This is a genomic window from Cryobacterium sp. TMT4-10, from assembly GCF_004403275.1.
Classification (GTDB): Bacteria; Actinomycetota; Actinomycetes; order Actinomycetales; family Microbacteriaceae; genus Cryobacterium; species Cryobacterium shii.
The window spans coordinates 1-12,327 of record NZ_SOGU01000007.1; the positions used below are offsets into that span (position 1 = coordinate 1).

General features: G+C 68.8%; 8 protein-coding genes and 1 pseudogene. 2 read left to right on the plus strand and 7 right to left on the minus strand.

From position 1 onward, the window contains the following. Nucleotides 1-242: 242 nt before the first annotated feature. Nucleotides 243-1,262, minus strand: a complete 1,020-nt coding sequence (locus tag E3T42_RS00430; protein WP_134402249.1) for an LLM class flavin-dependent oxidoreductase — start codon at nt 1,260-1,262, stop codon at nt 243-245. A 303-nt stretch (nt 1,263-1,565) separates the two neighbouring features. Between E3T42_RS00430 and E3T42_RS00435 the strand changes: the two genes are divergently transcribed. Beyond that, on the plus strand, nt 1,566-2,117 hold the full coding sequence (locus E3T42_RS00435; RefSeq protein WP_160141027.1) for a VanZ family protein: 552 nt from the start codon (nt 1,566-1,568) through the stop codon (nt 2,115-2,117). Nucleotides 2,118-2,372: 255 nt separating this feature from the next. Here E3T42_RS00435 and E3T42_RS00440 read toward each other — a convergent pair whose 3' ends face one another. Both E3T42_RS00440 and E3T42_RS00445 read right to left on the minus strand, forming a co-directional pair. Beyond that, nucleotides 2,373-3,509: an LCP family protein gene (locus E3T42_RS00440; protein ID WP_166805280.1), complete on the minus strand. Its 1,137-nt coding sequence runs from the start codon at nt 3,507-3,509 to the stop codon at nt 2,373-2,375. A gap of 150 nt (nt 3,510-3,659) precedes the next feature. Then, nucleotides 3,660-4,757, minus strand: a complete 1,098-nt coding sequence (locus tag E3T42_RS00445) for an LCP family protein (protein ID WP_160141029.1) — start codon at nt 4,755-4,757, stop codon at nt 3,660-3,662. A 136-nt stretch (nt 4,758-4,893) separates the two neighbouring features. On the opposite strand from E3T42_RS00445, the pseudogene E3T42_RS17075 reads away from it, so the two are divergent. Next, a pseudogene (locus tag E3T42_RS17075) lies at nt 4,894-5,028 on the plus strand (UTP--glucose-1-phosphate uridylyltransferase); the annotation flags it as partial. 10 nt (nt 5,029-5,038) lie between these two features. On the opposite strand, the gene E3T42_RS00455 reads toward E3T42_RS17075, so the two are convergent. The 4 genes from E3T42_RS00455 to E3T42_RS00470 form a co-directional block, all read right to left on the minus strand. Further along, a complete protein-coding gene (locus tag E3T42_RS00455; protein ID WP_134366867.1) occupies nt 5,039-5,812 on the minus strand; it encodes an HAD-IIB family hydrolase in 774 nt (257 codons plus the stop codon). A 182-nt stretch (nt 5,813-5,994) separates the two neighbouring features. Then, complete coding sequence (locus E3T42_RS00460) at nt 5,995-7,536, minus strand: HNH endonuclease signature motif containing protein (protein ID WP_134402252.1); 1,542 nt, start codon at nt 7,534-7,536, stop codon at nt 5,995-5,997. A gap of 335 nt (nt 7,537-7,871) precedes the next feature. Further along, nucleotides 7,872-9,608, minus strand: a complete 1,737-nt coding sequence (locus E3T42_RS00465) for a DUF4012 domain-containing protein (RefSeq protein ID WP_134402253.1) — start codon at nt 9,606-9,608, stop codon at nt 7,872-7,874. A gap of 159 nt (nt 9,609-9,767) precedes the next feature. Beyond that, nucleotides 9,768-12,053, minus strand: coding sequence for an ATP-binding domain-containing protein (locus tag E3T42_RS00470; protein ID WP_174776668.1), 2,286 nt, complete (start codon nt 12,051-12,053; stop codon nt 9,768-9,770). Between the last annotated feature and the right edge of the window lie 274 nt (nt 12,054-12,327).

The following is a 12,327-nucleotide window of genomic DNA, read 5'->3' on the forward strand; positions in this document are numbered from 1 at the left end:
GGGCGGCGGGCGGGACGGCGGGCGGGCGGGACGGCAGGCGGGCGGGACGGCAGGCGGGCAGGACGGCAGGCGGGCGGGCGACCGGCGGCATCCGTCGGCATTGGGTCTCGTGTCCTGCCCGTGAGGGGTCCCACATCGACCTTCCGGAGGCCCGGGAAGGTCGATATGGGACCCCTCACGATCGTTTGCCAAGCACGGATACCCCGGGGGCCGACGGCAGGGCGGCGGGCGGATGCCCCGGGTCAGGCGAGTGCCGGCTCGGAGCGGAGGCCGGCCACGATTTCGAGCGAACGGATGCGCCCCGGCAGCGTCGCGGCCTGCGCGCTGACCATGAGCTGGTCGGCGCCGGTGGCGTCCAGCAACTCGGTGAGTCGGGCATCCACCTCGTCGGGCGTGCCGATCGCCTGCCGCCGGTTGCGGGCCAGCGCGACCTCCTGCTCGTAGGGGCTGAACCGGTAGGCCTCCGCCTCCGCCGCCGACACCGGCTCCGGCTTCTTTCCCTGGCGCATCCGGATGTAGGTGATCAGTCCGGGCAGCGATTCGCGGCGCGCGACCTCGGGGTCGTCGTCGGCGATGACGCCCACCGTGATCATGGTGTGCGGCTCGGCGAGGAGCCGGCTCGGCTTGAATCCGGTGCGGTAGAGGTCGAGGGCGGCCTCGGTGTGCTCCCCCGCGAAATGGTGCGCGAAGGCGAACGGGAGCCCCAATGCGCCGGCAACCTGCGCGCTGAAGCCGCTCGAGCCGAGCAGCCACAACTCCGGGGCGTCGCCGAGGCCGGGGTACGCGGTGATGCCGCGCAACGGATTGTCGGGGGCCATGCCGCCGTGGAAGAACCCGATCAGGTCCGCCAGCTGCTGCGGGAAGTCGTCGACCCCGAGGCCCGCGGGGCTGCGGCGCAGGGCCAGGGTGGTGGCGGCATCCGTGCCCGGGGCGCGCCCGATGCCGAGGTCGATCCGGTCGCCGTAGAGCGCGCGGAGGGTGCCGAACTGCTCGGCCACGACGAGCGGGGCATGGTTGGGCAGCATCACGCCGCCGGAGCCGACCCGGATACGCTCGGTGCGCGCCGCGATGCCGGCGATCAGCACGGCCGGCGCGCTCGAGGCAATGGCCGGCATGTTGTGGTGCTCGGCCACCCAGAACCGGTCGTAACCGAGTCGTTCGGCGGCCTGCGCCAGACGGATGCTGCCGCCCACCGCGTCCGCGCTGGTGCCGCCGGCGGGGCGGCTGGCCAGGTCGAGCACGTTGATCGGGAGGGTGCGCATCCCTCACGGTAACCGGTCGGGGCTGGGTGGAGGTTGGGGTCGGGGGTCGGTGACGGTCGGGCGCGGGGCCGGCGGTCGGCGACGGTCGGGCGCGGGGCCGGCGGTCGGCGACGGTCGGGCGCGGGGCCGGCGGAGGTTGGGTGCGGTGCGGTCGGAGGTTGCGCGGGGCCAGACTGGGAGCGGGGCCGGGCCGACTGGCATGCGCGGACCGACCCGTCTAGGGTGGTGAATCCGACAGTGTTGCGGTCCTCCACCCGGCACGGTCGTCGGGGGCCGACCGCTCAGACCCCGAGAGGTGATGACGTGGCCGGCCTGAACCCCGACTCTCCCGCCGCACCACTCCCCGGCTCCCCCACTTCGGGTACGCCCGCCGCGGACTCGCAGGGGCGGGCCCAGCTGCGCCGGTGGGCGCTGCGACTCGGGCTGGCCTATCTGGTCGCACTACTCCTGATCGCATTCTGGCCGACACCGGTGGACCGGGACGCGCACGATTTTCTGCTGGCCGCCCTCGGCTGGCTGCAGGGGCATGGCGCTCCGGGCTGGGTGCGCTACGACCTGGTGGAGTTCATGGCGAATGTCGTTCTGTTCGTCCCGGTGGGGATGATCGTGGTGATCCTGGCCGGCTCGCGCCGCTGGTGGCTGGCCGTGCTGGCGGGTTTCGCGGCGAGCTGCACGATCGAGCTGGGCCAGCTGATCTTCCTGCCGGCCCGGTTCGCCACCCTATCCGATGTGGTCGCGAACACGGCGGGTGCGGCCGTGGGCGCCGTGCTCGCCCTGATGCTGCTGCCGCTGCTGCAGGCGCTGGCGCTGGCGGGATCGGCTCGCAGGTCGACTCGCGGGGCGACGGGCGTTTAGCTGCCCAACGGGTGGCTAATTCAGGAGAGCCGGGGTGGACGCCGGCCTCAGCGCCGAAAACATGGGGCGGCGGATGGCCGGGGCCGGGTTTCTCCTGAATTCGCCACAGGGGGCCGCAGAACAATGGGTAGTTGGGGGCAGCGCGGATCCGTCGTGCATAACTCCTGCAGATCGTTCGGAACAGGCCGGGTTCGACCCCAAAACGGCCTTTCTGCCACAAATTGCAGGAGTTATGCGCGACAGCCCGGCCCCCGGCTAGCCCATCGCCTGCAGCTCGGGCTGGTAGTCGCGCATGGTGTCGGTCTGGAGGCCCTTCTTCACGGCGGCGAGGCCGACCCAGTCCACGTGCACGATCGACTGGCCGTCGGAGGAGGTTCCCGTTCCATCGGTCGGCATCGTGAAGAAGGTGACCTGCGGCTCCCGCACATCCCGCAGCTCCCAGCCCAGCGAGGTCAGGTACGCGGAGTCCAGGCCGTCATCCACGGCCAGGAAGGGGGTGAGCGTCTTCAGCAGACCGGACAGCTTAACCGGATCGGCGAACACGGACCTGTGCATGGCCGCGGTCAGAAGCCCGCTGATGATGAGCTGCTGGTTGCGCACCCGCTGGAAGTCGCCGTCCTGGAACGCGTAGCGCTCCCGCGCGAACGCGACGGCTTCCTTACCGTTCAGGTGCTGCGAGCCCGCATCGAAGTGGTGCCCCTTGAAATGGTAGGAGTCGAAGGCGATCGGGTTGTCGATGTCGACGCCGCCGAGGGCATCCGTCGCCTGTTCGAACCCGGAGAAATCGACCACGGCCACGTGATCGATGCGGGTGCCGAGCAGGTTTTCCACGGTCTGCACGGCCAGCGGCACCCCGCCCCACGAGAGCGCAGCGTTGATCTTGGCCTGCCCGTGCCCGGGCACCTCAACCCAGCTGTCGCGCATGATCGACATGACGGAGAGGCTCTTGCGATCGGCCGGCACGTGCACGACCATCATGGTGTCCGATCGCTCACCACGGATGCCGGCGAGGTCCTTCCCCGTGGCGCCGCGGGTGTCCGATCCGAGCAGGAGGATGGTCTGCGCCTGCCCAGCGGGCACCCCGCCCAGGACCGCGGAAGGGTCGAGGGGCCCGGCGGGGGCATTCGCTGCGGCGACGCCCGCCGTGCCCGGCGCCGCTTGCCCCGCCGGCGGGCGGGAGGCCTCCTCCGGGAAGGCGTTCGAGATATTCTCGGTGCCGCTGTCGAAGGCGCGGGTCAAGCTGAACGCATAGACGCCGCCTGCGGCGACGGTGACCAGCAGAACCGTGCCGAGCGCACCCAGGGCGATCCGCCAGGGATGACGTTTGCGCGGCGCTGCGTGCGCCGGGCCGGGGTGTTTGTGGCGCAGGAAATCGTTGATTCCGTTCGGCATTCGGGTTGCCTCCTGTGGCCGCTCAAGCGAACGGTGACGACACCATAGCCCGACCTTTTCCCGGCGGATATGGGCCGTTCCCGACGCCCGGGGCCGGCACTGCGCACGCCACGGCATCCGCCGATCCATGGGGGCAAAGATCGAGGGCTGCTACCGCATCGTCTTCAACTCGCGGTCGTAGGCGGCAAGGGTATCGGTCTGGAAACCCTGCTGCACGACCGCGAGCCGGGCCCAGTCCACGTGCACGATCGCCTGACCGTCTGAGGAGGCTTCCGATCCGGCGATCGGCATCATGAAGAAGGTGACCTGTTTTTCCGGCACGTCCCGCAGCGCCCAGGCCAGGGAGGCCAGGTAGGCGGAGTTGAGGCCATCGTCGACGGCCAGGAAGGGCGTGACCGTGCCCAGCAGACCCGACGTCTTCACCGGATCGGACAGCATGGAATTGCGCATCGCCCCCATCAGCAGGCCGCTGATAAGGAGCTGCTGGTTGCGCACCCTCTGAACGTCGCCATCCTGGAACGCTGCCCGCTCGCGCGCGAACGCGACGGCCTCCGCGCCGGTCAGGTGCTGTGAGCCTTTATCGAAGTGGTGCCCCTTGAGGTGGTCTGAATCGAAGCTGATCGGATTGTTGATGTCGACTCCGCCCAGGGCATCCGTCACCTGTTCGAACCCGGAAAAATTGACCACGGCCACGTGATCGATGCGGGCGCCGAGCAGGGTTTCCACGGTCTGAACAGCCAGCGGCACCCCACCCAGGGAGATAGCCGTTCTGATCTTCGCTTGCCCGTGCCCGGGCACTTCGACCAGGCTGTCGCGCAGGATCGCCATGACGTAGAGGTTCTTGTGATCGGCCGGCACGTGCACCACCATCAGGGTGTCCGAGTGCTCATCACTGACGTTGGCAAGTTGTGTCCCCGTGGCTCCTTTGGTGTCCGATCCGAGCAGCAGGATGTTCTGCGCCTGCCCCGCGGGCACTGCGCCCTGCGCCGAGGACGGTGTGGCAGCGCCCTGCGGCGCTGTGATGGCTTTGGGGCGGGACGCCTCTTTCGGGTAGGCGTTGGAGATCTTCTCGGTGCCGCCGTCGAAGGCGCGGGTCAGGCTGAACGCGAAGATTCCGACGGCGGCGACTGCGACCACCAGCACCGTGCCGAGCACGGCCAGGGCGATGCGCCAGGGGTAACGTTTGCGCGGAGCCCGGTGGAACGGGCCGGTCGTTTCAGGGCGCTGTGCGTTCTTTCCGTTCGGCATTCGGGTTACCTCCTGTGGCCGCTCGAGCGAACGGTGACGACACCATAGCCCGGCCTTTTCCCCCCGGATACGGGCCATTCCCGAAACACGTCACGCCCAGGAGAGAACGGCGCCCCAAACCTGCGCTGATGGCCACTTCCGCGGTCGCCGGTATGACACCGGCGACCGACTGGACTGCATCAAGGCCGTTGTGCAACTCGCCGTGGACCGCGAGGACCTCGGCCCGGGCCTGCGACCGTGGCTGCACGAATTTGTCGCGGGGCTCGGCTGAGCGCCATCCGTCAGGCGGAGACGGCCTCGAGCTGCGGGATCAGCGTCTCGAGGAACGCGGCGGTGTCTTCCCAGCCCTCCACGGCGACGCACTCGACCCCGAGCACCTTCACCGGGTAGTCGTTGCCGTTCTCGTCGAGGCGGTCGCCGACGAACAACATCTCGTCGAGGGGCACCCCGGTGAGCACGGCGAGCTTGTTCATGCCGTAGGCCTTGTCGATGCCGCGCCGGGTGATGTCCACGGACGTGGACCCGCCGGAGCGCACCTCGAGGTCGGGCAGCAGCGCCTGCACCGCTTCGCGCAGGGCGTTCTTCTTCTCGCCGGTGGGGTCCCACGCGGTTTTCGCGGCGACCGGGGCCGCCTGGCCGAGAGCGGAGAAGGTGATCTGCGAGCCGCGGTCCTCGAGAATCGGGCCCCAGGTCTTGCTCTCCCAGTAGCCGAGCGAACGGGCAGAGATCTCGACGGCGTTGAGGGCATCCGTCTTCTCGGCCTCGGTCAGGTATTCGGCGTAGATCTGGGTCCAGGCTCCGTCGACGTGGCGGAAGTACTGGGTGCCGCAGGTGGGCATCAGGTGCAGCCGCTCGAGGGCCTCATCGCTGACGCCCTCGAGGTTGTCGATCAGCTGCATGTGGAACTGCGCGATCTGCCCCCCGGAGATGACGCAGACCTCGACGGCGCCGAGCAGGCGAACCATAAGGGCGGCCATCCGCGGGTCGAGTGGGGACTTGGAAGCGGCGAGGGTGTCATCGAGATCGAAGGCCACCAGGCGGGGAAGGGTCGTCATGTGTGCGGTTCCTTTAATTGGCGCAAAGCCGGCATTGCGGCTCGGAGCTTGACGTCACCTATGCGCGACGCCCGCAAAAAGTGTACAGCCGGGGGCTGACGGATGCCCGTGCGCGGGTTTCAGAGGACGAACCGGGCGGGCACGGCGCAGGGGCGGGGCTCGAGCAGCTGGACTGGTGACGGTTAGTGGGTCGAATCTGTGGCGCTGGGGTGGGCGCGAGCCGGGGCGCGGGCGCTGCGATCGCGGCCGGCACCGCTGGCCCGGTGGGCGCGGTGGTCCTGGCCGGGAACCCAGGTGCGGGTGGGATCGAAGCAGACCGGTGCCATGACCTCGGGTTTGCCCCGGACCATGCGGATCAACCACCCCGATGTCTCGATGCTGTGGTGATGGAACCAGCAGAGCAGCACCCCGTTGTCGATGTCGGTGGGGCCGTGGTTCACCCACGGGATGATGTGGTGCACCTCCGCCCAGGCCGCGTTCACCTGGCAACCCGGGATGATGCACCCGCCGTCGCGGGCGGCGATGGCGCGGCGTTGGGCCTGGGTGAAGAATCTTTCCTTCCCGCCGAGGTAGAGGACCTCCCCGTCCACGCCGAAGAGGATCTTGCGGTACCCGCCGGCGCAGATCAGCTGATTCACGGTGCGCATCGACACCGGGGCTTCGACCCCGTCGATCCACCCCACCCCGTGCTCATCGGCGAGGTCGACCGCGTTCACGTGCACCATCACGGTCGGGGCGGCCCCACCCATCTTCGGGGTTCCCGGTGCGCGCGACGCGGCCTCGAACACCCCGCGGAGGATGTCCGCACGCTTCTCACCGCCGTTCCGATCATCGCTCAGGGCGGCGGCCTCGGCGCCGGGGATGAGCTCCCCGGAATCCATCAGCGCCTGCTCCTCCGCACTGGGGAATGCGGGTGCCGCGTGGGCGGAGAGATAGGTGTCGAAGATGCCGTTCATGATGCCGCGGAGCTCCGCGGTGACCGCTCCCCGCAGGGGGTAGAGGCCGTCGCGAAGCAGGCCGAACCCGACCGTGCTGCGCGGCTCGGCGACGTCTTCGTTCGGCGCAGTGCCGTCCGGGTCGAGCCGCGCCTGCCACTGCACGGCCATACCCCGGATCAAGTCCGCCGGGAACGCGAACCCTTCCCCCGGCAGCCCCTGGGTCTCCTCGGTCACAGTGCCGGTCGCGGCGGCAACCAGGGCCCGCTCAGCGGTGAGGAGGTCGTCTGGAGCGACGCTCGGACTGACCTTGTCGAGGGTGGTGACGATGGCTTCGGCAGCGTCCACGCCCAGATCGCCTGCACTCAGGCCCGCGGCGACAGTCGAATAGTACGGGGGCAGCATGCTGGTGCCGGCCCGGCGCTGGCCGACGTTCCCGCCGAGCCGCACGCGACGGTTGGCCTCTCGCGCGGAGACCCGGGTGAGGCGCGTGATGAGGTCGATGCCGTTGCTCGCCCCTTGCTTCCAGGCCAGGGAATCGTGGCCGAGGATGCTACGGGAGCGGTCCGCGACATCCGTTGCAGTGGAGACTCGTGCCGCATCCACGCTGCGGCCGAGGTGCTCGACCGCGCCGAGCACGGCCAGGGCATCGGTGTCGGACAGTAGCGATAACGTGATGTCAGCGAGGGCTTTGGCTATTGCCCGAGCGGCCTGCTCGATTCGCTGCGCAGGTGAATCTGCCGCCTCTGCCGGGGCGGCTGGTGACTGCGGTGCGGATGCTCCTGCCATGCCCCGATTTTAGCAAAAAGCGTACGTGTTGTCGAGACTATCTCAACTATTTACCAAAGTATTTCGCAGATAGTTACTAATGAGGCTGGTGTTACTCGTGGGACTCGATGGCCGGCGAGGCGCCGCAGAACCGGGCCCGAGACGGCGCCGAACCGTGAGTTGCGACCCTCTTCAAGCAAGAAACAGGGTCGAAACTCACGGCTCGGCGAAGGAAGCGGGGCTCGTAGGATGACCGGCGCGAACCGCAGGCAGGCGTGAGTGGGGAGTGGGCCAGGGAGGGGCAGCGCGAGCAGGGGCGGCTACTGGCAGGGGCGCCGATGGGCGAGCAGGGGCGGCTACTTGCAGCCGGGGGCGTCGAGGGTGACCGTCGTGGGGTGCAGCATCGGGGTGGTCTGGAGGACGGGAGCCGCGTAGGTGCCCTTCGGGCCGGTGAAGACGGCCGTGACCGCGCTCGACTGGCCGGGCTTCAGCATGACCGAGAACCGGGCCACCGGCCTGCCCAGGTCGTCGGTCGTGACCTCGAGGTCGGCGCCTTCTGCGGCGTCGATCGATGACGACACGAAGGTCGTGCCGGGAGGGCCGTAGACGAAGACCTCCGTGCGGAATTGTTTGCCACCCCACGGCCCGCTGGCAACATAGCTCGGCAGCTTCGCGGCAAGCTCGGGAGTCAAGGTGGAGTGCAGGTTGGCCGTCGTGGTGAAGGTGGGGGTCGGCGCGGTGCAGACATTCGTACTGAGCGTCGCGGCGGTTTCGAGGTAGAAGTCCATCTTGGATGCAGACATGTCACGGAAGAACACGCCCGTGGTAGTCGAGTCACTGTTGGTCGTGGGCAGAATGCCGGCGATCGGGGTGCGCTCGAGAATCTTCTGCTCGTCGGGGTGCGCGCTCCACGCCATGATGCGGTGCTCGGTGACCCCCTGGGTCACGGCCTTCAGCATGTCCTTCGGGTCGCCCTGCGAGTTCGTCACGGCGTCAAACATGGTCTTGACGGCCTCGGCGAAGAACGCGTCGGTCTGATCGGGGCCGTCGGGGCCCTGATATCGAAAGTAGATCTCGTTGAGCAGCAGGGCCACGGCGTTGTCTTTCGACAGCACGTCACCCGTGCTCATCGTGACCGGTCCGGTGGCGCCGAGCATGTGCGCGAGTGCCGCCGGGTCGATGGAGATGACGCCGTCGACGGTGCCGTCGAGGTCACGCTGCCAGAACGCCTGAGTGATCTGCGCAGCAGTCGGGAAATCAGGCCGGCTGGTTGCGAGGTTCAGCCTGGTGAACATCAACGGGGTGAAAAGTGAAGAAAGCTTTGGGTCTTCGGCGACAGCCGACTGCGCGTCGTCTCGTACGAAGCTCTGGCTCGACGCTTGCCGGCCGATGCTGATCGAACCGTCGTCGACCGTGACCTCGGTCAAGGCCGCTGCGGTGCCTCCGAGCGCCGTGGTCTCGGCAAGGTTCTGGAAAATCAAGATGTAGTTTCGTGGCCCCGAGGCGCCCATCATGGCGGGCGCGACCGAGGTGAACGAGCTCACCTCTCCGATCGTGGCCGCAGCGCCGTCGAGCATGGTGGAGAGTTTGGTGCCGGCTGCGCTGACCTCGTCGATAGTTCCGTCGAGCTTGATCGCGCCCACGGATGCCGCCGCCGAGTCGAGCGCCGTGCTCGCCGTTGTCAGTGCCGCGTTCAGGTCCACGATCGGCGTCAGGTTGATCTTGCCGTCAACGGGTTTCAGCGACGCCGCGCTGAGGCCCGACGCCACCGTCGCGACCGGCGCGACCGCGTCCTGCGCGACCACATCGATGGCTTCTGCCATCTGGCGCACGGCGGTGAGGTTGGCGCCGGCGAACGGAACGACTTCCGCCGCCCGCCAGAGTGGGTCATGGGCCTGGTCGACGGCCTTGCCCGTAGCCGCGGAGAGCTTCGTGGAGGTGGTACCGAGGCCGGTGAAATCCATCGCCGTGGCCTGGCTCTTGAGGGTGCCGACGAGAGTCTGCGCCTTCTCGAGCTCGGCCTTGGCCGCCAGTGCCCGGGAACCCACCCAGCCCCCGGCGATGGCGAGAAGTATGACGAGCCCGACCAGCACGGCGACTACGATCCACGGCCAGCGGCGCCGGCGTGTGATCCTCTGCAGTCAAGTGGGGGGCGGTGGCAGCGCGGTCGTCGCTTGATTCAGTCACCTACGAACGCTAACCCATGCCGGCTGTGAGCTCAGTATCGGCCGGCGCGAGAAGTGGCCCCAGCACTAAAGCCCGGCGGGCAGCGGCCCCGTCGCCACGAGATACAGGCGCTGGGTGGGCCGGGTCATGGCCACATACAGCGCGCCGGCGCCGCGCTCGGACGCCGCGACGATCCCCGCCGGGTCCACCACCACCACGGCATCGAATTCAAGTCCCTTGGAGTCGTGCGGGGTGAGCAGCGCGATCTCCTTGAGCAGGCCCTCCGCCCCGAGGCCCACAACGGAGGGCCCGAACGAGGAGACCAAGGAAGCGTGGACCCCGGCGAGCGCAGGCTCGAGCACTATCACCGCGACGGTGCCACCGAGACCCAGTGCGCGTTCGCGCCCGACCGCGTCGGCGACATCCGTCACGGTTTCGATCGGCCACTCGCTCGCCCGCACCGACCGGGCCGGTGTGATCGGCAGGTTGTGGGCGAGGGCCATTGACTCCGCGGCCGAGGCGATCTGGCTGGGCGTGCGGTAGTTCACGGTGAGCTCCTCGAGCCGCCACCGGTCGGCCTCGAGCGACCCGGAGAGCAGCGGCGCGAGCGCCTCACGCCAGTTCGACGCGGCCGCCGCCGACGCCGCCTGCGCGATATCTCCGACGATCGTGAACGAGCGCAGCGGGCCGCGCCGGAGCACCAGGCGCCACTGCATGGGCGAGAGTTCCTGCGCCTCGTCGACGACCACGTGGCCGTAGGTCCAGGAGCGGTCGAGGGCCGCGCGCTCGGCCGTGGTGGCCCGGTCGCCCAGTTCGGCGAAGTTGTCGGCGAGGGCCTTCGCGTTGACGAGCCCCTTCACCTCCATGTTCGAGATCGCCAGTTCGGCGTTCTCCACGTCGCGCTTGCGCTGCTCCTTCTGCTCGCGCTTCTGGGCCGCGTCGACGACGTTGTACTCGCCCAGGTGCTCGGCCGCCTCGTCGAGCAGTGGAATGTCGGAGATCGTGAACTCGGCGCCCCGCGGCCGCTGCAGCAGCGCGCGCTGGGCCGGCGTCCAGGTGGGGGTGAGCTGCGCCAGCCACTGCGGGCGAGCATAGAGGTCGTGCAGCAGCTTCTCGGGGGTGAGCGGCAGCCAGGCCGTGTTCAGCGCCACCCGCACGTCGTCGGCGAGGCGCAGGTCTTCGCGCAGCATCGGCAGGTCGGTGTCGTCCATCGACCGGCCGTCCTTCTTCAGCTGCGCCAGCCACTCCTTCGCGAGCGCGCCGAGCGCGTTCTTCACGAACGTGACCCGCGCCTCGTTGTACGACTTTCCGGTGGCCCGCGCCCGGTGAATGGCGGTCTCGATCAGGTGCGGGTGCAGCGTCAGCCGGTCGCCGTTCACGACAAGCACCTGCGGCTGGGCCGGCACCCGCTGACGCGACCGCACGGCACGCTCGATCAGGCGCGCCATAGACGTCTGGCCCTTGATCGCGGCGACGGCCGGGGCGTCCTCCCGCGTCGCCTCCACACCCGGGTAAAGCTGGCCGACGGATGCGAGCACCACCCCGGTCTCCCCCAGCGACGGCAGCACCGCCTCGATGTAGTGCAGGAACGACTCCGACGGGCCCACGATGAGCACCCCGGAATTCTTCAGCCGGTCCCGGTGCGTATATAAGAGGTACGCCGCCCGGTGCAGGGCAACGGCGGTCTTGCCGGTGCCCGGACCGCCCTGAACGACGAGCACGCCCTTGAGGTCGGAGCGGATGATGCGGTCCTGCTCCGCCTGAATCGTCGAGACGATGTCGGACATGTGCCCGGTGCGCTGGGCGGTGAGCGCGGCCAGCAGTGCGCCCTCGCCCTGGTGCACGGTTGCCGAATCACCCTCGAGCAGCGCGGCGTCGAGGATCTCGTCTTCGATGCGCACGATGTCGCGGCCCTTCGACAGCAGGTGCCGACGGGCGCGGGCGCCGAGCGGTGTGGCCGCGGTGGCCTGGTAGAACGCGCTGGCCTGCGGCACCCGCCAGTCGAGCAGGATGGGCTGCAGGTCTTCGTCGCGCAGCCCGAGCCGGCCGATGTAACGGTAGACGGAGCCCGGGTCGGAGGCAGAGCCGGCCGAGCCAGACGAGCCAGAGGAAAAAGAGGCAGAGTCGGCGGGGTCGGCGGCCACTTCGAGCCGGCCGAACGCCAACCGGTCGTCCACCTCGCGCAGCTGCACGATGCGGTCTTCGTAGAGCCGCGCGAACGTGTCGCGTTCGGACCGCGATTGGTGGTTGCCGCCCACGTCGAGCCGCCGCACGGCTACGAGCTGCTGCTCGGCCTCCCGCTGCAACGCGTCGAGACGCGCATACAGGTTCGCCACATACTGCTGTTCCCGCTGAAGCTCCTGGTCGACCACTCGCACACCCCTTGAAATCCGAGCCTCAAGTTTACTCGCGCGTGAAACGTGTTCCAGCCAGAAAAGTTGTCAAAGAGACCGACCCGGCGAAGTGCCGGGTGCAGGCAAGATCCAGGCTGACACGTGCTCCCGTGCGAGCCCTCAACTCACGAAGGTGGCGTCTTCAGCAGAGTAACGTCGTCGAAGAAGTACCCATTTATGAGGGAATCCCGCAACTGAACACTGGACCCGCCCTCAACAGCGATAGCTCCGCGCAGAGCTTGAGCCTCGGGGC